This window comes from Lelliottia nimipressuralis, assembly GCF_041464075.1.
Taxonomy (GTDB): Bacteria; Pseudomonadota; Gammaproteobacteria; order Enterobacterales; family Enterobacteriaceae; genus Enterobacter; species Enterobacter nimipressuralis.
In genome coordinates, this window is record NZ_CP167172.1 from 4,386,933 (window position 1) to 4,410,927 (window position 23,995).

The 23,995-nt window shown below is 56.1% G+C and carries 19 protein-coding genes; 10 read left to right on the top strand and 9 right to left on the bottom strand.

Annotated features, from left to right (window positions below; all coding sequences use genetic code 11):
- Positions 1-94 precede the first annotated feature (94 nt).
- Entirely contained in the window at positions 95-1,285 is a 1,191-nt protein-coding gene (locus tag ACB496_RS21110; RefSeq protein WP_107702669.1) for an NAD(P)/FAD-dependent oxidoreductase, read from the bottom strand.
- Positions 1,286-1,515: 230 nt separating this feature from the next.
- On the opposite strand from ACB496_RS21110, the gene pitA reads away from it, so the two are divergent.
- On the top strand, positions 1,516-3,015 hold the full coding sequence (gene pitA / locus ACB496_RS21115) for an inorganic phosphate transporter PitA (RefSeq protein WP_100778511.1): 1,500 nt from the start codon (positions 1,516-1,518) through the stop codon (positions 3,013-3,015).
- Positions 3,016-3,069: 54 nt separating this feature from the next.
- On the opposite strand, the gene uspB is transcribed toward pitA, so the two are convergent.
- A complete protein-coding gene (gene uspB / locus ACB496_RS21120) occupies positions 3,070-3,405 on the bottom strand; it encodes a universal stress protein UspB (protein ID WP_095283811.1) in 336 nt (111 codons plus the stop codon).
- Between the two features lie 282 nt (positions 3,406-3,687).
- Between uspB and uspA the strand changes: the two genes are divergently transcribed.
- The gene (gene uspA / locus ACB496_RS21125; protein WP_003861223.1) at positions 3,688-4,125 is read left to right on the top strand and encodes a universal stress protein UspA; all 438 of its coding nucleotides are present in this window, start codon (positions 3,688-3,690) and stop codon (positions 4,123-4,125) included.
- An 86-nt stretch (positions 4,126-4,211) separates the two neighbouring features.
- On the opposite strand, the gene rsmJ is transcribed toward uspA, so the two are convergent.
- Together rsmJ and prlC are read right to left on the bottom strand one after the other, a co-directional pair.
- Positions 4,212-4,964: a 16S rRNA (guanine(1516)-N(2))-methyltransferase RsmJ gene (rsmJ, locus tag ACB496_RS21130; RefSeq protein ID WP_102105281.1), complete on the bottom strand. Its 753-nt coding sequence runs from the start codon at positions 4,962-4,964 to the stop codon at positions 4,212-4,214.
- Between the two features lie 8 nt (positions 4,965-4,972).
- The gene (gene prlC, locus ACB496_RS21135; protein ID WP_100778509.1) at positions 4,973-7,015 is read right to left on the bottom strand and encodes an oligopeptidase A; all 2,043 of its coding nucleotides are present in this window, start codon (positions 7,013-7,015) and stop codon (positions 4,973-4,975) included.
- A gap of 184 nt (positions 7,016-7,199) precedes the next feature.
- Between prlC and ACB496_RS21140 the strand changes: the two genes are divergently transcribed.
- The 3 genes from ACB496_RS21140 (at position 7,200) to ACB496_RS21150 (ending at position 11,394) form a co-directional block, all read left to right on the top strand.
- Positions 7,200-8,042 carry a 23S rRNA (adenine(2030)-N(6))-methyltransferase RlmJ gene (locus ACB496_RS21140; RefSeq protein WP_371973666.1) on the top strand — a complete coding sequence of 281 codons (843 nt, stop codon included), beginning with the start codon at positions 7,200-7,202 and terminating at the stop codon, positions 8,040-8,042.
- A gap of 71 nt (positions 8,043-8,113) precedes the next feature.
- Positions 8,114-9,466: a glutathione-disulfide reductase gene (gene gorA, locus ACB496_RS21145; protein WP_371973668.1), complete on the top strand. Its 1,353-nt coding sequence runs from the start codon at positions 8,114-8,116 to the stop codon at positions 9,464-9,466.
- A gap of 278 nt (positions 9,467-9,744) precedes the next feature.
- Positions 9,745-11,394: an alpha,alpha-trehalase gene (locus tag ACB496_RS21150; protein WP_100778506.1), complete on the top strand. Its 1,650-nt coding sequence runs from the start codon at positions 9,745-9,747 to the stop codon at positions 11,392-11,394.
- 40 nt (positions 11,395-11,434) lie between these two features.
- Here the strand turns inward: ACB496_RS21150 and ACB496_RS21155 are convergent, their stop codons facing one another.
- Positions 11,435-13,030: an STY4199 family HEPN domain-containing protein gene (locus ACB496_RS21155; protein ID WP_102105279.1), complete on the bottom strand. Its 1,596-nt coding sequence runs from the start codon at positions 13,028-13,030 to the stop codon at positions 11,435-11,437.
- 148 nt (positions 13,031-13,178) lie between these two features.
- Here ACB496_RS21155 and ACB496_RS21160 point away from each other — a divergent pair, with 148 nt between their 5' ends.
- Positions 13,179-13,718: a GNAT family N-acetyltransferase gene (locus ACB496_RS21160; protein WP_371973670.1), complete on the top strand. Its 540-nt coding sequence runs from the start codon at positions 13,179-13,181 to the stop codon at positions 13,716-13,718.
- A 4-nt stretch (positions 13,719-13,722) separates the two neighbouring features.
- On the opposite strand, the gene ACB496_RS21165 is transcribed toward ACB496_RS21160, so the two are convergent.
- On the bottom strand, positions 13,723-14,481 hold the full coding sequence (locus ACB496_RS21165) for an SDR family NAD(P)-dependent oxidoreductase (RefSeq protein WP_371973672.1): 759 nt from the start codon (positions 14,479-14,481) through the stop codon (positions 13,723-13,725).
- Between the two features lie 119 nt (positions 14,482-14,600).
- On the opposite strand from ACB496_RS21165, the gene ACB496_RS21170 reads away from it, so the two are divergent.
- The 3 genes from ACB496_RS21170 to ACB496_RS21180 all read left to right on the top strand — a co-directional run bounded on the left by ACB496_RS21170 (position 14,601) and on the right by ACB496_RS21180 (position 18,175).
- Positions 14,601-15,500 (top strand): LysR family transcriptional regulator, encoded by a 900-nt coding sequence (locus tag ACB496_RS21170; protein WP_100778502.1) that lies wholly within the window; start codon positions 14,601-14,603, stop codon positions 15,498-15,500.
- A 52-nt stretch (positions 15,501-15,552) separates the two neighbouring features.
- A complete protein-coding gene (yhjD, locus tag ACB496_RS21175; RefSeq protein WP_107704219.1) occupies positions 15,553-16,578 on the top strand; it encodes an inner membrane protein YhjD in 1,026 nt (341 codons plus the stop codon).
- 274 nt (positions 16,579-16,852) lie between these two features.
- Positions 16,853-18,175: an MFS transporter gene (locus tag ACB496_RS21180; RefSeq protein ID WP_100778501.1), complete on the top strand. Its 1,323-nt coding sequence runs from the start codon at positions 16,853-16,855 to the stop codon at positions 18,173-18,175.
- A gap of 87 nt (positions 18,176-18,262) precedes the next feature.
- On the opposite strand, the gene ACB496_RS21185 is transcribed toward ACB496_RS21180, so the two are convergent.
- Both ACB496_RS21185 and pdeH read right to left on the bottom strand, forming a co-directional pair.
- Positions 18,263-20,323: an AsmA family protein gene (locus ACB496_RS21185; RefSeq protein ID WP_123429832.1), complete on the bottom strand. Its 2,061-nt coding sequence runs from the start codon at positions 20,321-20,323 to the stop codon at positions 18,263-18,265.
- A 122-nt stretch (positions 20,324-20,445) separates the two neighbouring features.
- Positions 20,446-21,219, bottom strand: a complete 774-nt coding sequence (gene pdeH, locus ACB496_RS21190) for a cyclic-guanylate-specific phosphodiesterase (RefSeq protein WP_100778499.1) — start codon at positions 21,217-21,219, stop codon at positions 20,446-20,448.
- A 231-nt stretch (positions 21,220-21,450) separates the two neighbouring features.
- On the opposite strand from pdeH, the gene ACB496_RS21195 reads away from it, so the two are divergent.
- Complete coding sequence (locus ACB496_RS21195; protein WP_123429833.1) at positions 21,451-22,380, top strand: sugar kinase; 930 nt, start codon at positions 21,451-21,453, stop codon at positions 22,378-22,380.
- A gap of 73 nt (positions 22,381-22,453) precedes the next feature.
- On the opposite strand, the gene ACB496_RS21200 is transcribed toward ACB496_RS21195, so the two are convergent.
- Entirely contained in the window at positions 22,454-23,944 is a 1,491-nt protein-coding gene (locus tag ACB496_RS21200; protein ID WP_100778497.1) for a M16 family metallopeptidase, read from the bottom strand.
- Between the last annotated feature and the right edge of the window lie 51 nt (positions 23,945-23,995).

Genomic DNA, 23,995 nt, shown 5'->3' on the forward strand with positions numbered 1-23,995 from the left:
CCCTAAGGATACCTGCTAATTGCAGGAAGAGTAGCGGGAAAGTCCGTATTCTCACGATATCAGCCCGAATGGCTTCGGGCTTTTTCAGTGCCGCTTATTCCGCCAGCGCCTGCGCACAGGCCCAGGCGCTCGCCCAGGCCCACTGGAAGTTATATCCGCCCAGCCAGCCCGTCACGTCCATCACTTCACCAATAAAATAGAGCCCAGGGACGTTACGGGCCTCCATCGTACGGGACGAGAGTTCATCCGTGTCCACGCCGCCAAGCGTCACTTCCGCCGTGCGATAGCCTTCGGTGCCGTTTGGCTGAACGCGCCAGTGGGTCAGCGTCTCGACCAGCGCCTGCTGATCGCGCACGTTGAGCTGCTTGAGGGTGACGTCCGGGATCTGTCCCAGCAGTTGCAGGCACTCAATCAGACGCTTCGGCAGCTGCATCGCCAGCGTGTTTTTCAGGCTTTGATTCGGATGCGCGGCCCTTTGTTCATCGAGGAACGCCGCCAGATCGCAGTCCGGGACTAAATTCACCGTCACAAATTCCCCCGGCTGCCAGTAGCTGGAGATTTGCAGCACGGCCGGGCCTGACAGGCCACGGTGCGTGAACAGCAGGTTTTCGCGGAAAAGGGTGCCGTCTTCGGCGGTAATGGTCGATGCCACCGACACGCCGGAAAGGGTCTGAAGCTGCTCCAGCAGCGGTTTGTGCAGGGTGAACGGCACCAGACCGGCGCGGGTCGGCAGGACTTTCAGGCCAAACTGTTCGGCGATTTTATAGCCGAACGGCGTTGCGCCCAGCCCCGGCATCGACAGACCACCGCTGGCGATCACCAGTTTGTCCGCGCTGACCGTGTCACCGTTCAGCTCCAGCGTGTAGCCGCTGTCGTCACGCGAGACGCTCAGCACCTCGGTACGCAGGCGTGTGGTCACACCGCCCTTCTCGCATTCGGCCACCAGCATATCGACAATCTGCTGCGCGGAGTCATCGCAGAACAGCTGACCGAGCGTCTTTTCGTGCCACGCAATGCCGTGTTTACCCACCAGATCGATAAAGTCCCACTGGGTATAGCGCGCCAGAGCAGATTTGCAAAAATGACGGTTTTGACTCAAATACGCGGCGGGTTCGACATATAAATTAGTAAAGTTACAGCGACCCCCGCCAGACATCAGGATCTTTCGGCCGGGTTTCTTGCCATTATCCAGCAACAGCACACGACGACCCGCCTGTCCGGCCATGGCCGCACAGAACATTCCCGCCGCACCGGCGCCAATAATTACGGCATCAAACCTTTCCACGTCGAAATCCTCTTGTTTAACAGGCTCGAATTGTAAAGTTTCCTATGTGGTCGCACCAGCGCAAAAAACCGATATGTCAGTCATTTAATTGAAATATAAAATATATTTCTTTACCAGACGCAAACAAAGCAGAAGGTATATCAAAAAAAAGCTATATTTCACTTTGCCCGTTGCGCATTTGTCCTGGATAATGCGCCGCGTTCATGTCCTCCAAAATGGCGTAACGTCCTATGCTACATTTGTTTGCTGGTCTGGATTTACATACCGGGCTTTTACTATTGCTTGCTCTGGCATTTGTACTGTTTTACGAAGCTATCAATGGCTTCCACGACACTGCGAACGCAGTCGCAACGGTTATCTACACTCGCGCAATGCGATCGCAAGTAGCGGTTGTTATGGCGGCTGTATTTAACTTCTTTGGTGTTCTCCTCGGAGGTCTCAGCGTAGCCTATGCCATTGTGCACATGCTACCAACGGACCTGTTACTGAACGTGAGTTCAGGCCATGGTCTCGCCATGGTGTTTTCAATGCTGCTTGCCGCCATTATCTGGAACCTCGGTACCTGGTATTTCGGCCTGCCTGCATCCAGTTCTCATACGCTGATTGGCGCGATTATCGGTATCGGTTTAACCAATGCCCTCATGACCGGTACGTCTGTGGTTGATGCGCTGAACATTCCTAAAGTTGTCGGGATCTTCGGCTCCCTGATTATCTCCCCTATTGTGGGTCTGGTCGTGGCAGGTGGATTGATTTTCATCCTGCGTCGTTACTGGAGCGGTACCAAAAAACGCGCCCGTATTCACCTGACACCCGCAGAGCGTGAAAAGAAAGATGGCAAGAAGAAGCCACCGTTCTGGACCCGTATTGCACTGATTATTTCCGCTATCGGCGTCGCCTTCTCTCACGGCGCAAACGACGGTCAGAAAGGCATCGGCCTGGTCATGCTGGTTTTGATTGGCGTGGCTCCGGCAGGTTTCGTGGTTAACATGAATGCCACCGGATACGAAATCACCCGTACCCGTGACGCCGTCAACAACGTCGAAGTTTACTTCCAGCAGCACCCTGATCTGCTGAAGAAAGCCACCGGCGTTGACCAGCTGATTCCTTCTCCAGAGCCAGGCGCTGCAACCGCACCGGGCGAGTTCCACTGCCACCCGGCCAACGCGATTAACGCGCTGGAACGTGCGAAAGGGATGCTGGGCGATATCGAAAGCTATGACAAACTGACCGTAGAACAACGTGGTCAGATGCGTCGCATTATGCTGTGCATCTCTGATGTGACCGATAAAGTGGCGAAGCTGCCGGAAGTGAACGCTGATGACCAGCGTCTGCTGAAGAAACTGAAAAGCGATATGCTCAATACCATCGAGTACGCGCCTATCTGGATCATCATGGCGGTCGCGCTGGCACTGGGTATCGGCACCATGATTGGCTGGCGTCGTGTGGCGACCACCATCGGCGAGAAGATTGGTAAGAAAGGCATGACGTATGCGCAGGGTATGTCCGCGCAGATGACAGCGGCTGTGTCTATCGGTCTGGCGAGCTACACCGGTATGCCGGTTTCAACGACCCACGTTCTGTCTTCTTCGGTTGCCGGTACTATGATTGTTGATGGCGGCGGTTTGCAGCGTAAAACCGTGACCAACATCCTGATGGCCTGGGTGTTCACCCTCCCGGCGTCCATTCTGCTTTCAGGCGGTCTGTACTGGATCTCGCTGAAACTGATTTAACGCAGGATAAGCAATGAAAAAGCGGGTCAGGAAACTGACCCGCTTTTTTTTGGCTTAATGCCAGATGACCAGCGCCACCATACTCACCACCACCAGCCCGCACAGGGCGCTGGTTAAAATGAACTGACGACGCAAGCGCTCACAGCGACGGATAAATTCGTCGTCATGATGATCGCGATAGCGCTGGGCGTAGATGTACCACACCAGACGCATCTGTTTGCTGGGCTGTCCATGCGACGTGAAGAAGCCTCCACCATCCACATACTGATAAAGCAACGGATCGCAACCACGAAGTACCACTAACAGCGCGCGTAACGATGAGAAATAACGCGCCATATTCACTATGCAAACCACACATAACGCCCAAAACAATGCGACGGTGCTAATCATACTTCCTCCCCGGCGCCCGCCCACGAAGCAAGGCCTCTGGACAACCGCACCCCAATGCCCTGACAGACAGATCAGTGAAAGAATGACGAAAGTCGATCGGGTTCACGTTTTAATATCCGAACGGCTCATTAAATAGTGTAGGAGATCCGTTAATTTTTTTGCCACAAGGTTAATCGTTATCAACACCAAAGCTTGAAAAATTTGTTGAACTGGGCCGTAATGAAGACATAAAGGCGACGGCTTACCTGATAGTCATCGATAACTTAAGGAAGGAGTAACACTATGGCTTACAAACACATTCTCATCGCGGTAGACCTCTCCCCGGAGAGCAAAGTGCTGGTTGATAAAGCGGTATCCATGGCACGCCCATACAACGCGAAAGTTTCTTTGATTCACGTTGATGTGAATTACTCCGATCTCTACACCGGTCTTATCGACGTCAATCTTGGCGATATGCAAAAACGCATCTCCGAAGAGACTCACCACGCGCTGTCTGAGCTCTCCACCAACGCAGGCTATCCGATCACCGAAACCCTCAGCGGCAGCGGCGATCTGGGTCAGGTGCTGGTTGATGCGATTAAGAAATACGATATGGACCTGGTCGTTTGCGGCCATCACCAGGATTTCTGGAGCAAACTGATGTCCTCCGCGCGCCAGCTGATCAACACCGTCCACGTGGATATGCTGATTGTTCCGCTGCGAGATGAAGAAGACGAGTAAGTTTGACATTGCCGGGCAGCGCTAGCGTTTGCCCGGCCGATGATCAGATGTGTAGGCCCGGTGCGCGTAAACGTCACCGGGCTTTGTTATTCTGGCGTGCCTGAATAAATATCAAACCGATGCCCTTTCGTGACCACCGCGTTTGTTGTTGCCACATCCGCCAGCGGCGGTGCGTAGTCCGGGCGCTTCACCACCACCCGTTTGGTCGCCAGCAGGCGTGCGGGTTCAAGCAATCCATCCGCATCCAGATCCGGTCCCACCAGCGACTGAAACACGCGCATCTCTTTCTTTACCAGCGCACTCTTCTGCTTATGCGGGAACATCGGGTCGAGATAGACCACCTGCGGGCGCGGCGTGATATCTGTGAGCGCCGTCAGGCTGGAGGCGTGGATCAGCTGCAGGCGTTCCTGCAACCACGGGCCTATCTCCGGGTCGGCATAGCCACGCGCCAGACCATCGTCAAGGAGTGCAGCGACCACCGGGTTACGCTCAAGCATCCGCACACGGCAGCCTACAGACGCCAGCACAAAGGCATCCCGCCCCAGCCCTGCCGTCGCGTCCACCACGTCCGGCAGATAGCTGCCCTTCACGCCGACCGCCTTCGCCACAGCTTCACCGCGACCGCCGCCAAACTTGCGGCGATGCGCCATCGCACCGCCAACAAAATCGACAAAGATCCCGCCAAGCTTTGGCTCATCGCATTTGCGCAGTTCCAGATGTTCCGGCGTCATCACCAGCGCCATCAGATTATCGGCATCGTGCTCAAGCCCCCAGCGGGCAGCCAGAACAGATAAGGCGCCGTCTCCGGCGCCTGTTTCATCTATCAAACAAATTTTCACGAACGCGATTAGCCTTTGATTCCGTAATGTTCCAGCATCGCATCCAGCTGCGGCTCGCGGCCACGGAAGCGTTTGAACAGCTCCATCGGCTCTTCGGAACCGCCGCGCGTCAGGATGTTATCCAGGAACGACTGACCGGTATCACGGTTGAAAATCCCCTCTTCTTCGAAGCGAGAGAACGCATCGGCTGCCAGAACGTCGGCCCACAGGTAGCTGTAGTAACCCGCCGCATAACCGCCCGCGAAGATATGGCTGAAGGCATGCGGGAAACGGCCCCATGATGGACCCGGAATGAGCGCCACCTGCTTCTTGATTTCGCCGAGGGTTTCGAGGATTTTCGCGCCCTGCTCCGGGCTGAACTCGGCGTGCAGACGGAAATCGAACAGACCGAACTCCAGCTGACGCAGGATAAACATCGCTGCCTGGTAGTTTTTCGCCGCCAGCATTTTATCCAGCAACGCTTTCGGCAGCGGTTCGCCGGTTTCGTAGTGACCGGAGATAAACGCCAGTGCGTCCGGCTCCCAGCACCAGTTTTCCATAAACTGGCTCGGCAGCTCGACGGCATCCCACGGCACACCGCTGATGCCAGAAACGCCCGCCGCTTCGATACGGGTCAGCATATGGTGCAGGCCGTGACCGAATTCATGGAACAGGGTGATCACTTCGTCATGCGTGAACAGCGCCGGTTTACCGTTTACCGGACGGTTAAAGTTACAGGTCAGGTAGGCGACCGGTTTTTGCAGCGAGCCGTCCGCTTTACGCATCTGGCCGACGCAGTCGTCCATCCACGCGCCGCCACGTTTGTTTTCTCGCGCATACAGATCCAGATAGAAACTGCCGCGCAATTCGTTTTTCTCATCGTACAGCTCGAAGAATCGCACTTCCGGGTGCCACACTTCCACGTCGTGACGCTCTTTTGCGGTAATGCCGTAAATGCGTTTCACCACTTCGAACAGGCCATTCACGGCTTTGCTTTCCGGGAAGTACGGGCGCAGCTGCTCGTCGCTGATGCTGTAGAGATGCTGTTTCTGTTTTTCGCTGTAGTAGGCGATATCCCACGGCTGCAGCTCATCAACGCCGCACTCCGCTTTAGCGAATGCACGCAGCTGGGCCAGCTCTTTTTCACCCTGTGGACGCGCGCGTTTTGCCAGATCGGTTAAGAAATCAAGCACCTGCTGTGGGTTTTCCGCCATTTTGGTGGCGAGGGATTTTTCGGCGTAGCTGTCGAAGCCCAGCAGTTGCGCCAGCTCGTGGCGCAGGGCGAGGATTTCGGCCATTACCGGGCTGTTATCCCATTTACCGGCGTTCGGCCCCTGGTCAGAGGCGCGGGTGCTGTACGCGCGGTAGAGTTCTTCACGCAGCGCCTGGTTGTCGCAGTACGTCATCACTGGCAGATAGCTCGGGATATCCAGCGTCAGCAGATAGCCTTCCTGCTCTTTCGCTTCGGCCTGCGCTTTGGCGGCGGCCAGCGCGCTTTCCGGCATACCTGCCAGCTCGGCTTCATCGGTGATCAGTTTTGACCAGCCCATGGTGGCGTCAAGTACATTGTTGCTGTACTGGTTGCCTAGCTCAGACAGACGCGCAGCGATTTCGCCGTAGCGCTGCTGTTTCTCTTTTGGCAGGCCAATGCCTGACAGCTCAAAATCACGCAGCGCGTTATCGACCGCTTTCTTCTGGGCAGTATCCAGTTTTGCGTAGTTTTCGCCATCGCGCAGATCGCGATAGGCGTTATACAACCCTTCGTGCTGGCCGACCCAGGTGCTGTACTCAGAGAGCAGCGGCAGGGTTTGTTCATAGGCTTCGCGCAGTTCCGGGCTATTTTTCACCGAATTAAGATGGCTCACCGGCGAGAAAATGCGACCCAGTACGTCATCCACTTCCGCCAGGCGCTGGCACAGGTTATCCCAGGTGTACGGCGCGCCCTGCGCGACCACTCGCTCTACCGCCTCGCGACAATTATCCAGCGACTGAGTTACAGCCGGGACAACGTGTTCAGGGAGGATTTTAGAAAAGGGCGGCAACGAAAAAGGCGTGAGTAATGGATTGGTCATAAGCGCTGTCCTGTTGAATGAGGTGAATGAAGCGCGCATCCGGCGCTGGGCATATTGTTTCTGTAATGGGGATAAGTGTAGTGAATTTCAATGCCAGGCGCTGCACTTACCGGGCCTACGGGTAATCTGCAGCGTTCTGCTGTAAACTGTGGCAAATCGTTTATTACCTGGAACACCTTTACCCATGCTCAGTTATCGCCACAGCTTCCACGCGGGCAACCACGCCGATGTCCTCAAGCACACCGTTCAGAGTCTGATTATTGAATCTCTGAAAGAGAAAGATAAGCCGTTTCTCTATCTGGACACCCACGCGGGCGCGGGCCGCTATCAGCTCAGCAGCCAGCACGCAGAGCGCACCGGTGAATATCTGGAAGGTATCGCCCGCATCTGGCAGCAGGACGATCTTCCTGCTGAGCTGGAGCCGTACATCAGCGTGGTGAACCATTTCAACCGCAGCGGCCAGCTGCGCTACTACCCTGGCTCGCCGCTGATTGCGCGCCAGCTGCTGCGCGAGCAGGACAGCCTCCAGCTGACTGAGCTGCATCCGAGCGATTTCCCGCTGCTGCGTTCCGAGTTCCAGAAGGATGACCGCGCACGCGTGGAAAAAGCCGACGGCTACCAGCAGCTGAAATCCAAACTGCCGCCGATCTCCCGTCGCGGTCTGGTGCTCATCGACCCGCCGTATGAAATTAAAACCGACTATCAGGCCGTTGTGACCGGCATCAACGAAGGCTACAAACGCTTCGCGACCGGCACCTATGCCCTGTGGTATCCGGTGGTCCTGCGCGCGCAAATCAAACGTATGATCAAAGAGCTGGAAGCGACCGGTATCCGCAAAATCATGCAGATCGAACTGGCGGTGCGTCCGGACAGCGATCAGCGCGGCATGACCGCGTCCGGGATGATCGTCATCAACCCACCGTGGAAGCTCGAAACGCAAATGAACAACGTGCTGCCGTGGCTGCACAAAACGCTGGTGCCGAGTGGTCATGGCCACGCGACCGTCAGCTGGATCGTGCCTGAGTAATCGCAGTCATCGGTGGAACCTATTGATTTCAGGTATACAATCGCGGCAATCAGAAATTAAGGATATGACCCATGAGCAAGCATTATGACTACATCGCCATTGGCGGCGGCAGTGGCGGTATCGCCTCTATTAACCGTGCAGCCATGTACGGCCAAAAATGTGCGCTGATTGAAGCCAAAGAGCTGGGCGGCACCTGCGTGAACGTCGGTTGTGTACCGAAAAAAGTGATGTGGCACGCCGCACAAATCCGCGAGGCCATCCATATGTACGGCCCGGATTACGGTTTCGACACCACCATTAATCACTTCGACTGGGACAAGCTGATTGCCAGCCGTACCGCTTACATTGACCGCATCCATACTTCGTATGACAACGTGCTGGGCAAAAACAATGTCGATGTGATCCGTGGCTTTGCGCGCTTCGTCGATGCGAAAACGATCGAAGTGAACGGCGAGACGATCACTGCCGATCATATCCTGATCGCCACCGGCGGCCGTCCGAGCCACCCGGACATTCCGGGCGTGGAGTACGGCATCGACTCCGACGGTTTCTTCGAACTGCCTGCGCTGCCAAAACGCGTTGCAGTAGTGGGTGCGGGTTACATCGCCGTTGAGCTGGCAGGCGTGATTAACGGCCTGGGCGCCGAAGCGCACCTGTTCGTGCGTAAACACGCGCCGCTGCGCAGCTTTGATCCGCTGATCGTAGAGACGCTGGTTGAAGTGATGAACGCCGAAGGGCCAAAACTGCACACCAACGCCGTGCCAAAAGCGGTGGTGAAAAACGCCGACGGCAGCCTGACGCTGGAGCTGGAAGATGGCCGCAGCCAGACCGTCGACTGCCTGATCTGGGCGATTGGCCGCGAACCGGCGAATGACAATTTCAACCTGGCCGTAACCGGCGTGAAAACCAACGACAAAGGCTACATCGTTGTCGATAAGTTCCAGAACACCAGTGTTCCAGGAATTTATGCGGTCGGTGATAACACCGGTGCGGTCGAGCTGACGCCGGTTGCCGTCGCCGCTGGCCGTCGCCTGTCCGAGCGTCTGTTCAACAACAAGCCGGACGACCATCTGGATTACAGCAATATCCCGACCGTGGTCTTCAGCCACCCGCCAATCGGCACCGTCGGTTTAACCGAGCCGCAGGCGCGCGAGCTGCACGGCGACGACCAGGTGAAAGTGTATAAATCGTCCTTTACGGCGATGTACACCGCAGTCACCTCTCACCGCCAGCCGTGCCGCATGAAACTGGTGTGCGTCGGCCCGGAAGAGAAAATCGTCGGTATTCACGGCATCGGCTTCGGCATGGATGAAATCCTGCAGGGCTTTGCGGTGGCGCTGAAAATGGGTGCCACCAAGAAAGACTTTGACAATACCGTGGCGATCCACCCGACCGCGGCGGAAGAGTTTGTCACCATGCGTTAATCCCCAATGCCCCTCTCCCGAGGGGCATTTTGTTTGATCATTCATAAATCGTTGCAAAACGAATGCTCTGAATTTCTCTGGCGCCTCTCGCGATTATCACTGCGATTAAAAACCGAAAAATCAAACAGATATCCCTGATTTACTCCAACCAGGCGATAAACCAAAACGTGATCCACCGCACACTTCGTCCTTCACACACCGAAGCGAGTGTCTAAGCTTAGAAGATGCCCGGGAAACACCCGTATGTGTGACGACGCAAACCGGAGGTCCTAACCACCATGTTCAACCAGAAATTACACGCTGCAGATATCGTCGAGTTCGAGATTGCGGAAGAGATTCGCTACGAAACCGATCCCTGCGAGTTGAAACTGGATGAGATGATCGAGGCGGAACCGGAACCCGAAATGATCGAAGGGCTGCCCGCGTCTGACGCGCTCACGCCTGCCGATCGCTATCTAGAACTTTTTGAACACGTTCAGTCGACGCGTCTGTTTGCTGATAGCAAAACCTTCCCCGACTGCGCGCCAAAAATGGATCCGCTCGATATCCTTATTCGCTACCGTAAGGTGCGACGCCACCGGGATTTCGACCTGAAGCGCTTTGTCGAAAACCACTTCTGGATGCCCGAGTCGCTGACCACTGAGTATGTCTCCGACCCGAGTCTTTCGCTGAAAGAGCACATTGATAATCTGTGGCCAGTGTTGACGCGCGAGCCGCAGGACCATATTCCGTGGTCATCCCTGCTGGCGCTGCCACAGGCGTACATCGTGCCCGGCGGGCGTTTTAGCGAGACCTACTACTGGGACTCCTATTTCACCATGCTCGGGCTGGCGGAGAGTGGGCGCAACGACCTGCTCAAATGTATGGCCGACAACTTTGCGTGGATGATTGAACGTTACGGCCATATTCCTAACGGGAATCGCACCTATTATCTCAGCCGCTCGCAGCCGCCGGTCTTTGCCCTGATGGTTGAGCTGTTCGAAGAGGACGGCGTGCGCGGCGCGAAACGTTATCTGGACCACCTGCTGATGGAGTACGCCTTCTGGATGGATGGTGCGGAATCGCTGGTGCTGAATCAGGCCTATCGCCACGTGGTGCGCATGCCGGACGGCTCGCTGCTCAACCGCTACTGGGACGACCGCGACACGCCGCGTGACGAGTCCTGGATAGAAGACGTGGAAACGGCCAAACATTCGGGGCGACCACCAAACGAAGTCTATCGGGATCTGCGCGCGGGCGCGGCGTCGGGCTGGGACTACTCCTCCCGCTGGCTGCGCGATGCCGGGCGTCTCGCCAGCATTCGCACCACGCAGTTTATCCCGATCGATCTGAATGCGTTCCTGTTTAAGCTGGAAAGCGCCATCGCCAACATCTCCGCCGCAAAAGGCGATAAAGAGACCGAAACCGCCTTCCGCCAGAAAGCGAATGACCGCCGCGCGGCCGTGAACCGCTTCCTGTGGGACGACGAAAACGGCTGTTATCGCGATTATGACTGGCGTCGGGAAGAGATGGGGCTATTCTCTGCCGCCAGCATTGTGCCGTTGTACGTTGGGATGTCTACCCACGAACAGGCCGACCGGCTGGCCGATACGGTGAAAGCGCGCCTGCTGACCCCAGGCGGGATACTCGCCACCGAACACGAAACGGGCGAGCAGTGGGATAAACCGAACGGCTGGGCGCCGCTACAGTGGATGGCGATTCAGGGATTTAAGCAGTACGGCAATGATTCGCTCGGCGATGAGATCGCCTGGAGCTGGCTGCAAACGGTGAATCACTTCTACAAAACGCACCACAAGCTGATCGAGAAATATCACATCGCCAGCAGCACCCCGCGCGAAGGGGGCGGGGGCGAATATCCGTTGCAGGATGGTTTTGGCTGGACCAACGGCGTAGTGAGACGGTTGATTGGATTGTACGGCGAACCGTGATTTCCCCTCCCCCTTTCGGGAGAGGGCCGCAGGAGCCGGTTTACCGAATCACATCATAAATGGCGGTCTGAATAGACTGCCATTTTTTGCTGCTGGCATCCGGCTGCGCCTGAGCACGTCGCTTAGCCTGGTCGGCTTCATATTTCTGACGCTGCACGACGGCGGGCACCGTACAGAACGCCTGGAGATATTGCTTGCGCATGGAGGTCATCGCCTCCCCGTTCGACATCGCATGGCTCAGAGTGGCGATAAACCGACGGCATGGTTTCTGCTCTACCATTTGCAGGCGATAGCGCAGCAATACCTCCAGCACGTCATCGTACCCGGCGGACATCGCCTGCTCGGTCCAGGCCAATTTCCAGTCCATCCCGCCCTGCAGGAACAGCAGCGCCGCACGCGTGTCGTTGCGATCGATGGCCGAGCGGAAATTGTTCTCATCCCAGGTCACGCCCATACGGGTCAGTTTTTCCCGTGAGGACGGCGCTTCGCGCATCTCTTTCGCCACCTGCTGCGGCTCGGGGCTGACATTCGCCGCCGCCGACGAAGGCGTGCCGCTGGTCACCAGCCACACTCCGCCAGCAATAATCGCGAGCACCATCACCCCCACGGCGCCCCAGAGCGCGCTGGAGATCAGCTGATCGCGCTGTTCAGGCGTGCGCGGCGTGCGTTGCGTCGGTTTTTCAATGCTGTCGCGAATTTCAAACAGATCGCCGCCGGTCTGCCGATCCATTTTCTGCGCATTTTCCCAGAAGCTGTGCAGTTCGCTGGCATCGACCGCCATCAGCCCTGTCGGGTTGATGCGCGTGCGTCCCTCTTCAAACGCCCGCTGAATCGGCCCCGCTATCTGGGCGTAGTAATTATCGAGCAGCAGAAGTTGCGCCGAGCTGAGCGCCTGCTGCACCGTCAGCATGTTGCGGATCTGGCGGATATCATCGAGGAAAGTCTGCAGGGTTTTACGCGGCTCAACGAGCAACGTCAGATTCGTTCGGTCATTAAACAGCGACGAGTAGTAGCGGCTAAATTCTTTCTTATCCACCAGCATCTGCGCCATTTCGCTGAACAACATGCCGCTCAGCACATCGTTGCGTTCGCTGTTCTTCAGCCAGCGCCGGACTCGATCGGCATTGAAGAGGGTTTTCAGATGGTTATTGAGCCGCACCGGATCGGGCCACGCCTGCATGATCAAGGATTTAATCATCAGCTCAAGGGCGCGCACCTGCTTATGGGCCTGCAATTGCAGGGATTCATTGCCTGGCGCCAGGTCGGTGTTGTAGCCCAGCAGCGGCTGCTGCAACCGCAGATGCTCCAGCGCCGTGACGAAACGCACGGCGGCAATCAGCTGGTTCTGGCTGACGTCCTGGCCGCTTTCATATTGCGGAACGCGCTGCTGCAAAAGGCGTAACTGGAGCGTGAATTCCGACATTTCGGCGTCATTCAGATTCAGCCGTTTTGCTACCGGTCCCCAACCGCCCAGACCCAGGCGGGCATTATCGAGCTGTTCCAGGAACCAGCGTGGATCTTTCCCTTCAGAGACGTGAACATCCAGCAGCAGCAAGATCTCCACGGAGGCGTGGCGGATAATGCCAATACACTGTTCAAATTGTTCACGGATGTGGTGTGAAGTACCCGATGTCATCATTTTCCTTAACGTACTACAAAGCAGAATAAGCTGGCCTTAAAGGCAATTTTTTCTTTTATTTATGTGCTGTTAAACCATAACTGAGATTATGGAGAAATAAAGTGACAGCTCTATAATCATTGAAAATAGTTATGGGAGAATTCGAATGCCGGTACTCACCACTTCGCGTCTGACATGCTCGCCCGTTGAGGAGCAGGACTGGCCGTTTTACCTGTCGCTGCAACAAAACCCCGATGTGATGCGATTTATCGCCGAAAAGCGCCCTATTGCGGTGATCCGTGAGGCTTTTGAGCCACGCCTCCAGCCGTGGGAACCAGGTAGCGCGCACTGGATGTGTCTTATCGTGCGCGACACCGCCAGCCAAACGCCGCTGGGTGCCACCGGATATATTCACAGAGATAATGATTGTGCCGAAGTGGGATTTATTTTCGACCCACACGCACAGGGGAAAGGCTACGGATATGAGTCGCTGCGCGCCGTGTGTGATTACGCGTTTAATGAGGGGGGAATTCGCCGTCTCACCGCCACGGTGACGGTGGGCAACCTCGCCTCCCGCGCCCTGCTGGAAAAAACGGGCTTTGTGCTGGAAGGCGAGCTGCGTGAAAACTACTGGCTTGCTGAGCGCTGGCAAAACGACTGGATATTCAGCCTGTTAAAACATGAATATACCGCTCAGCGCCGTTAACGATTTACAGGAACATCCCGCCTGAAACTTCGATGCGCTGCGCATTCATCCAGCCCAGCTCATCGCTCAGCAGCGCGGCGATAGCATCACCAATGTCATCCGGCAACCCGACGCGCCCAAGGGCGGTGTTCGACGCCACCATCTGATTGATCTGGACATTATCGCGCACCCGCCCGCCGCCAAAATCGGTTTCAATCGCACCCGGCGCGATAATATTGGCCGTGATTTTACGCGCGCCTAACTCTTTGGCCTGATAGCGCGTCAGCACTTCCATCGCCCCTTTCATTGCCGCATAAGTACTGGAGCCAGGCTGCGCAAAGCGCGCCAGCCCGCTGGAGACGTTCAGGATACGCCCGCCGTCTTTAATCAGCGGCAGCAGGCGCTGGGTCAGGAAGAACGGGCCTTTGAAATGGACGTTCAGGGCGTCATCAAACTGCGCTTCGGTGGTCTCTGCAAACGGGGCATATAAACCGGTTCCGGCGTTGTTTAATAAATAATCGAAGGTATCGCGCTGCCACACATGTTTAAGCTGGGAGCGGACTTCAGTGACAAAACGTTCGAAGGTCGAGGTATCCCCGACGTTCAGCTGCAATGCCACCGCTTTCACCCCTTTTAATTCAATTTCGCGCACAACATCCTGCGCCTCTTTCTGGCTGCTCTGGTAAGTCAGGATGATTCCGGTTCCCTTCGCAGCCAGCTTCAGCGCCGCGTTTTTCCCCAGCCCACGGCTGCCACCTGTCACTAATGCAATACGTTCACTCATGAGAAACCTCGTTTCGTTTGATATGGCGATTGAGAAAGAGCTTATTAGGTGATAGAAAATCAATAAAGAGGGTCAAAAACGCTTCACTGTTTCATTAATAACAATAATGAGCGCAGCCTATGGATAAAATTCACGCAATGCAGCTCTTCATCCGCGTGGCGGAACTGGAGAGTTTTTCTCGCGCCGCGGACACGCTGGGTCTTCCTAAAGGTAGCGTATCGCGCCAGATTCAGGCACTGGAGAACCTGCTCGGTACTCAGCTTTTGCACCGCACGACGCGTCGCGTCAGCCTTACGCAGGACGGCATGGTCTATTACGAGCGGGCAAAAGATCTGCTGGCAAACCTCGACGAACTGGACGGTCTTTTCCAGCATGATCCCACCAGCATCAGCGGACGATTGCGCGTCGATATGCCCGTTGGCGTTGCGCGAAATTTAGTCATCCCAAAACTGCCCGCTTTTTTACAGCAGTACCCCGGCATTGAGCTGGAATTAAGCAGCAGCGATCGGATGGTCGATGTCATCCGTGAAGGATTTGACTGCGTGGTACGCGTCGGCACGCTGAAGGATTCGGGCTTAATCGCCCGCTCGCTGGGTAAACTGTCGATCATTAACTGCGCCAGCCCGGACTATCTGGCGCGTTTTGGCTATCCGGAGACGCTGGACGATCTGGCTTCCCACGCGGTGATTCATTACGCGCTGAATCTGGGTACCCGCCCGCAGGGTTTCGAGTTTTATAACGGCGATGCCACCCAATGGGTGAAGACCGGCGGCATTTTAACGGTTAACAGCACCGAGACCTACCACGCGGCGTGTCTCGCCGGACTGGGGATTATTCAGGTACCGCGCGTCGGCGTGCGCGAAGCGCTAAAGGCCAAAAAAATGGTCGAGATCCTGCCGCAATACCGCGCCGAACCGATGCCGGTTTCGCTGATTTACCCGCATCGTCGCAATCTCTCGCGGCGGGTTCATCTGTTCATGGAATGGCTGACGACGATAATGAAAGCTTACGTTGATTAGTCGCGAGCTATAATTCAATAAATTCCCGCCAAACGAAAAAAGGAAAATGCGCGTGACGCCGGAAAACAACCCGCAACGACCCACTCAAGAACTGGAATACGAACCCATCAAAAAGATGGAATCTGAGCCGCAAAAAAGCCCCTCAGCCGCTAAAGCCACCAAAGCGCTGGAGACCGTCACCGGAACCGCGCAAAAGATTCAGCGCCGTCCGATGGTTGCGCACCTGATCCGCGCCGCAGAGCGCTTCAACGACCGCATGGGCAACCAGTTTGGTGCGGCCATTACCTACTTCTCCTTCCTGTCGATGATTCCAATTATGATGGTGTCATTTGCGGCGGCGGGTTTTGTCCTCGCCTCGCACCCGACGCTCTTGCAGGACATCTTCAACAAGATTCTGGTTAACGTGAGCGACCCGACGCTGGCCGGCACCCTGAAAAGCACCATCAACACTGCGGTGCAGCAGCGTACCACCGTGGGGATTGTCGGGCTGCTGATTGCCCTCTATTCCGGTATCAACTGGATGGGGAACCTGCGCGAGGCGATTCGCGCTCAGTCGCGCGACGTCTGGGAGCGCAAGCCGCAGGATCAGGAGAAAATCTGGATTAAGTATTTCCGCGATTTCGTGTCGCTGATTGGCCTGCTGGTTGCCCTGGTTGTGACGCTGTCGATCACCTCTGTCGCCGGTTCCGCTCAGCAGATGATCATTTCAGCGCTCTATCTGGATTACATCGACTGGCTGAAACCCGCCTGGCGGCTGATTGGTCTGGCGATCTCCATTTTTGCCAACTATCTGCTGTTCTTCTGGATCTTCTGGCGATTACCGCGCCACCGTCCGCGCAAGAAAGCGCTGATCCGTGGGACCTTTATCGCCGCGATTGGCTTTGAAGTGATTAAGATCGTGATGACGTACACCCTGCCGTCGCTGGTGAAATCCCCGTCTGGCGCGGCGTTTGGCTCGGTCCTCGGTCTGATGGCGTTCTTCTACTTCTTCGCCCGTCTGACGCTGTTCTGCGCCGCGTGGATTGCCACCGCCGAATACAAAGACGACCCGCGAATGCCGGGCAAAACCCACCGCTAAACGGCGTATCGGGCTGAATAAGAATGCAAAGTTTCAGCCCGATTCACCATTTCAGCATATAAATCCAGCCTGTAACTTTTATTTAACCAAAAACCAGTTTTATCAACTGATATTTGAATTCTGTGAAGCATTTCATGGAAGGTATTTCGTCAGCCTGAATATTATCCGCTTTTTGCTGCTTTTCTCACCGCTTCGCGCCCTTGTTACAGATTGAAATGTCGCTTTTGCTATGCGTAATATGGCCTTTCGTCAGACCAAACAATAAGAAAATTTTATGCAAGCCACAGCCACAACTCTCGATTCAGAACCGGAAAGCACGCCGGTAAACTCGCGTAATAAAGTCGTCGTTGCCTCCCTGATTGGCACCGCTATCGAATTCTTCGATTTCTATATTTACGCAACCGCCGCGGTCATCGTTTTTCCGCATATCTTCTTCCCGCAGGGTGATCCGACGGCTGCCACGCTGCAATCGCTGGCTACGTTCGCCATCGCCTTTATTGCCCGCCCGATTGGTTCGGCGGTCTTCGGACACTTTGGCGACCGCGTCGGGCGTAAAGTGACGCTGGTAGCGTCGCTGCTGACGATGGGGATTTCTACTGTAGCGATTGGCCTGCTGCCGACCTACGAAACGATCGGTATTCTGGCACCGATGCTGCTGGCGCTGGCGCGTTTTGGTCAGGGCCTGGGGCTTGGGGGTGAGTGGGGCGGCGCGGCGCTGCTGGCGACAGAAAATGCGCCACCGCGTAAACGCGCGCTGTACGGCTCTTTCCCGCAATTGGGCGCGCCGATTGGCTTCTTCTTCGCGAACGGCACCTTCCTGCTGCTCTCCTGGCTGCTGACCGACGAGCAGTTCATGAGCTGGGGCTGGCGTATTCCGTTTATCTTCTCGGCAGTGCTGGTGCTGATCGGCCTGTATGTGCGCGTTTCCCTGCATGAGACGCCGGTGTTCGCCAAAGTCGCGGCGGCGAAAAAGCAGGTGAAAATCCCGCTGGGCACGCTGCTGACCAAACACCTTCGCGTGACGGTACTCGGCACCTTCATCATGCTGGCGACCTATACGCTGTTTTATATTATGACGGTCTACTCCATGACCTTCAGTACCGCAGCAGCACCTGTGGGCCTTGGTCTGCCGCGCAATGAAGTGCTGTGGATGCTGATGATGGCGGTGATCGGCTTTGGCGTGATGGTGCCGATCGCCGGGCTGCTGGCGGATAAATTTGGCCGTCGCTCAAGCATGATCGTGATTACGTCGCTGATTATTCTCTTCGCACTGTTTGTCTTCCCACCGCTGCTGGGTTCCGGTAGTCCGGCGCTGGTGATGGCTTACTTACTGATTGGTTTGAGCCTGATGGGGCTGACCTTTGGCCCGATGGGTGCGCTGCTGCCGGAGCTGTTCCCGACCGAAGTGCGTTACACCGGCGCGTCGTTCTCCTATAACGTGTCATCGATTCTGGGTGCCTCTGTCGCGCCGTATATCGCCACCTGGCTGCAGGCAAACTATGGGCTGTTCTACGTGGGCGTATATCTGGCGGCGATGGCAGGACTGACGCTGATTGCGCTGCTGTTGACGCACGAAACGCGGCATCAGTCGTTATAAATAAAAACGGCAACCTAAGGTTGCCGTTTTTTTCTGTTCACCCTCTCTTATTCGGGAGAGGGCTGGTTGAGAACATCACCCGCCTCGTTACTTTTTCATCTGCGACAAAATCGTCCGACACTGATTGGTGTCACCTTCTGACGGTGAAATCAGTGCCAGCAGAGCCGCCGCTGGCGTGACAAGCGTTGCCAGCGCTGCCGCGACAGCGCCGCGCGCAATCAACGGCCCGGCTTTGACACCCGCCTGTGGATTTTTGAACGAACCGCGCACATAAAGCGGTGAACGCAGGGTAATAATACGGAAGCCTTTACTCTCCGGATCGATGGTTAAATCCAGCTGCTCCGAGGCCATGCTCGCCGTCCCCGTTACGTTGATCACCGCATTTTCCGTATCGAAGGCAAATATCTGCGGACGCGCCACGCCGTTGACCAGATCCAGATTGGCCGCCGCGCAGTTCACCCGCACTTCATCATCACCAAAAATCTGCCCGATGATAAAGTTACCGACGTTCAGCCCGAGGATCTCCATCAGGTTGCGGCTCACCAGGCCGTCATTCATCAGCAGTTTGAGATTCCCGTTGCTGCTGCCAAGCAGCGCTGCGATGGAGTTCCCCACCCCACGAATATCCGCATCACCGTTCATTTCACCGAGGGTTTTCTGCATCAGCTCCACGTTCGGCATCAGCTGTTTCAGCTTCAGCCTGCGCGCCTGAATATCGGCCCGCCCCTGCATCGGCTTTTTATCGCCTTCGAGGTGAATATTGGAGGAGATGGTCCCGCCCGCCAGTCCGAATTTCAGCGGCTGCAGGCGCAGATCGGCGTTTTTCAGGATGATATGGGTCGAGAGGTCGCTTATCGGCAGCGTGCTGCCGTGCTCGATTTTGCGCCCCTTGAAGCGCACATCGGCGTCCATCACGTCCCATTTGTCGGTTTCAAAGCGGTCGTACGGCAGCACTTTGTCCGACGGCTGAATGTCTTTCTCGCCTTTCTTCTGCTCAGAGCGTTTGGATTGCTGAGCGCCTTTACCCGAATCGACGCCAATCAGCGGCCCGAGATCGGCGAGGCGAAGCTGGCGCGATTCCACATCACCTTCCAGTTTCGGGCGCGGTTTGCCGGTGGTATAAGCGAGCGAGCCGTGAATGTCGCTGTCACCGATGCGGCCATTAAAATTGCGGTAATCAAAGACCGACGATTTTTCCGTATCGATTTTGGCGACCAGCCGCCCGTCCGTCTCAAACGGTGGCGTATCCGGGAGCAGGACGCCGGTTAAGTCGTACAGCTCGCCGAGCGAATCGCCGGAGAATTTGAGCTGCAAATCGACGCCGCCCATTTTCATCGGGTCATGTACCGTGCCGACAAACGCCACACGGGTGTTGCCCGAGCGGAAATCCGCCTGCACCGGGAACGGTGTGCCTTCACTGCGCAGCGCCAGTACGCCACCAATTTTGCCGGTCCCGGTGAGAGGTTGCTCGTTGTAGCGCCCTTTCGCCTTCAGGCCAAAGACGTAATCGCCCACGCGGGTTTTCTCGTCTTTGCCTTTAGTGCCGGTGACTTCGCTGAACGGCAGCGGTTTGCCCAGCGGATCGACCAGGATCTCAATATCCGCTTTGCTGACTTTGTCATCGATAGCGATCCGCCCGCGATCGAACAGAATATTATCCAGCCGGAAAGACCAGGCCGACGGCGGCGCATTGGGATCTTTCTCACCGCTGCTGGCCAGATTAAAGGTCCAGTTGTTGTTCTTCTCTGACAGGCGAATCAGCCGCGCGTCGGGCTGTTGCAGTTTGATCCACGGGAGATAGACGGTTTTCGTCAGCAGCGCTAACGGTGCCAGCGTCGCTTCCACGCGCGGCAGGTGGACCATGGTGACTTCCGGAATATCGGGCGGATTGCCGAGAATAATATCGTTGGCATGAACGTGCGGCCAGGGCACCCAGCTGCGCCAGCCTGTTTCGTCTTTCTGACGCTCCCAGACCACACCGAGATCGCCGCGAATGGCGAAAGGCCGGTTCAGTTCAGTGGAGACTTTCTGGTTGATGGTCGGTTTGAGGCGGTTCCAGTCGAACGTCGCGATGATGATGATGGCGACCACAATCAACAACAAGAAGATCCCTGCTACCCAGGTGACGATCCTGGTGGTTTTGGACATCGTTATCCCCTTTTTTATTACCTTGCCTTTCATGAATATAGCTCAGGCCTGGGAAAAAAGGGGGACGCTGCTTCCGGGAATAGCGCGTGTTCGCCACGCGCTATTCTGGGAAACAGCAGAGGTTACAACGTGATAATGACGTTATCGAGCGTATCCATCGGTACCGGACGTGAGAGGAAATACCCCTGTGCGGCCGCTGCGGGGGAGTTCTGCACATCCCGCCACTCTTCGAGCGTTTCAACGCCTTCGACAATCACGCCCTGGCAATAGCGATTCATCAGCTGCAATAGCAGCGTGAATAAATTGCGGCCTTCCTGGGTCTGGCGCAGCATGATGAACAGGTCACGGGCCACTTTGATGTAGTCGTAGCGTACTTCGCTTAACGCGGAGAAGTTCGCCATGCCCGTGCCGAAATCATCCAGCCACAGGGGGCCAAATTCGCACATCGAGGCAAAGGAGGAGTCCTGCGGCAGGCGCACGTGCTCGACCAGCTCAAAGCGCATCCATGGCAGCGAGGCGACCAGTTTCTGCAGCTGCGGGTTCTGGCGCAGCGCGATCAGCGTCGGGCCGTCGACGTTCACCGACGCCAGAATGTCGTGGCGGGCGAAAAAGTCCCGTTTCGTCCCCAGCATTTCGAGCTGCTCTTCCAGCACATCCAGACGCTGACGTACGCTCACCTCGGCGAAATAGCGATCCGGAGCGATGCGCTGCGTGGGATTCGACGGGTGGGTCACGACAGTCAAGATTTCAATTGCCATGAGTCTGCCGTCAATGCGGTAAATCGGCTGATAAGTATAAGCACGCTCACATTGCAGCCAATAGCGATGCTCCTGCAAGCTTTCAATACTTGCTTCCGGAGTGGTGCATAGCCGCTGGATAACCTGCTCTGACTTCATTTCAGATGTCCTGTTGAAAAGAGATGACGTGTCTGGACTCGTCAAAAGGTTATCGGCCCGGGATGTGAGAACTTTATGTTCAGCTGGCGGGGAAAATGAAATTAAGATGACAGAATCTGCCCGGAACGCGCGCTGGCTCAAAAAAAAATTTGGAACGACGTTTTAATATAGTTGACCATAAAATCCCCACAGCGCACACTTACATTAATTTATCGGTTCAGGTTCACGACTATGTCTAAAAAAATTGCCGTGATTGGCGAATGCATGATTGAGCTGTCACAAAAAGGTGCGGACGTTAGCCGCGGTTTTGGTGGCGATACGTTGAATACTTCGGTCTATATTGCCCGTCAGGTCGCGCCTGACGCGCTGACAGTCAACTATGTGACCGCACTCGGTACCGACAGCTTCAGCCAGCAGATGCTGGAAGCCTGGCAGAGTGAAAACGTCCAGACGTCGCTGATTCAGCGTATGGAAAATCGTCTTCCGGGGCTGTACTACATCGAGACCGACAGCACCGGCGAGCGCACGTTCTACTACTGGCGCAACGAAGCCGCAGCCAAATTCTGGCTGGAGAGCGACGAGTCTGCGGCCATCTGCGAAGAGCTGGCGACCTATGATTATCTCTACCTGAGCGGAATCAGCCTGGCGATCTTAAGCCCATCCAGCCGCGAAAAACTGCTCTCCCTGCTCCACGAATGCCGCGCGAACGGCGGGAAAGTGATTTTCGATAACAACTACCGTCCGCGCCTGTGGGCGAGCCGCGAAGAGACGCAGCAGGTTTATCAGCAGATGCTGAACTGCACCGATATCGCGTTCTTAACCCTTGATGACGAAGATGCCCTGTGGGGCGAAAAGCCGGTCGACGACGTGATTGCTCGTACGCATCAGGCCGGTGTGTCGGAAGTGGTGATTAAGCGTGGCGCCGATTCCTGCCTGGTCTCCGTGGCAGGTGCTGCCGTGGTGGACGTCCCTGCGGTGAAACTGGCGAAAGAAAAAGTGGTGGATACCACGGCGGCGGGCGATTCGTTCAGCGCCGGATATCTGGCCGTGCGCCTGACGGGTGGTACCCCTTCGGAAGCCGCAAAACGCGGACATCTGACGGCCAGTACCGTGATTCAGTATCGCGGGGCGATTATCCCGCGCGAGGCGATGCCTGACTGAGTTCGTGCACGACACCGGCTGACAAACAAAAAAAACGGCAACCATCGGTTGCCGTTTTATTATCTTTTCGCCATTACTGCGCTTGCGGAATATCCGTCGCATCCTGATGCAAATCATCGGCCGCAGGCTGAGCGGTACGCTCTTCGTGCGACATGATCTCATCCCAGGTGGCCTGTAACTCTTTCATGTTGTATTCCGGCTCGCCTTTCGGCTGCAGCAAAACAAGCGCCATATCTTGCGACAACTGCTGACGCAGATCCTGATTAATCATCTCAACGGTCAGGCTGTTCAGGAAGTCCTGGCGCAGTTTCTGATACTGCTCCGGCGCGATATCCACCACCTGATTTTGCAGGGAGCGAATGCGCTGGCTGATCAGGATATCCGTGTCAGTGCGGGCGTAGGTTGCAAACAGTTTTTGCAGCTCCAGATTCTTCTGGGCCACCAGCGCGTTGAACTCTTCTTCGCCCAGGCCATCTTTACGCACTTTGGCCAGCTCTTTGGCGACCACGCTGAGATTCGTGTTCAGTTTGTCGTTTGGCGACTCCACGTTAATCGCACACTGTCCGCGCTGGAACAGCACGCGGCAGTCGAAGCCAATCCCGATATCCTTAGCATTGTTTTTGCTGAGCGTCTGCTGAACATGCCAGAACAGCGCTTCACGGGCGAGATCGGCACGCCAGTAGCGCAGCAGCGCGGCGGATTCACGAATCGGCTGCCATGGTGTATCCCACATCAGCGACAGACGGTCCTGACGCACGGAGTCGGTCATGATGCTCACCGGCTCGGCACGCAGCGGGGCCAGCGTTGAAACCGGCGCAGGCACTTCGCGCTTACCCTTCAGATCGCCAAAGGTTTTGCCAATCTGTTCGATCACCGCGCGGCTGTCGACGTTGCCGACCACAATCAGGGTCATCGCATCCGGGGTGTACCATTTTTGATAGAACGATTTGACCTGCTCGATATCTACCGGCTGTTTGACCGGCTCTGCCGGATCGTGTCCCAGCAGCGATGAGCCTTTCAGGCGGTAACGCCACCAGCCGTCTTTAGTATCCGCAGGCCAGGTTGCCACCATGTCGCTGTTGCTCAGGGCATAGTTGACCGTATCGGGGGTGATCGCCACTTTACCGGCGGTATCGCCCAGCCACGTCAGGGCCTCTTTCAGAAGGTCGTTACGGTTGTTGGGCAGGCTGAGATTAAACATGGTGTAATCGTAGGAGACGACTGCAGGTGGAAGTGGACGTTTCGGGTCGATGCCCTGCTGCCACAGTGAACGCACCTGCACGGCTTGCAAACTGCCGCTTTGGGTCAGCGCCAGTCGAGGAATAAAATGGCTAAGCCCGCTCTGCTGCGTGCTCTCGGTTAATGAACCGGTATTGACGGAAAGACGAATTTCGATGCGGTCACTGGGACGTTGAGGAGTGGCTAAAACCTGCCACTGAAAACCATTCGCCAGTGTGCCCTGCTGCCAGGCTGGGTCGGGCTGGAGCGTATCTGCCTGCACATAACTGGCTGCTGCCATCATCAGCAAACCGCCGGTTAAGAGTCGAATTTTTGTGCCCTGCATGTAAACCCCTGATCAACATTCCTGGTTAAAAAGAGTGTCTCACTACATTGA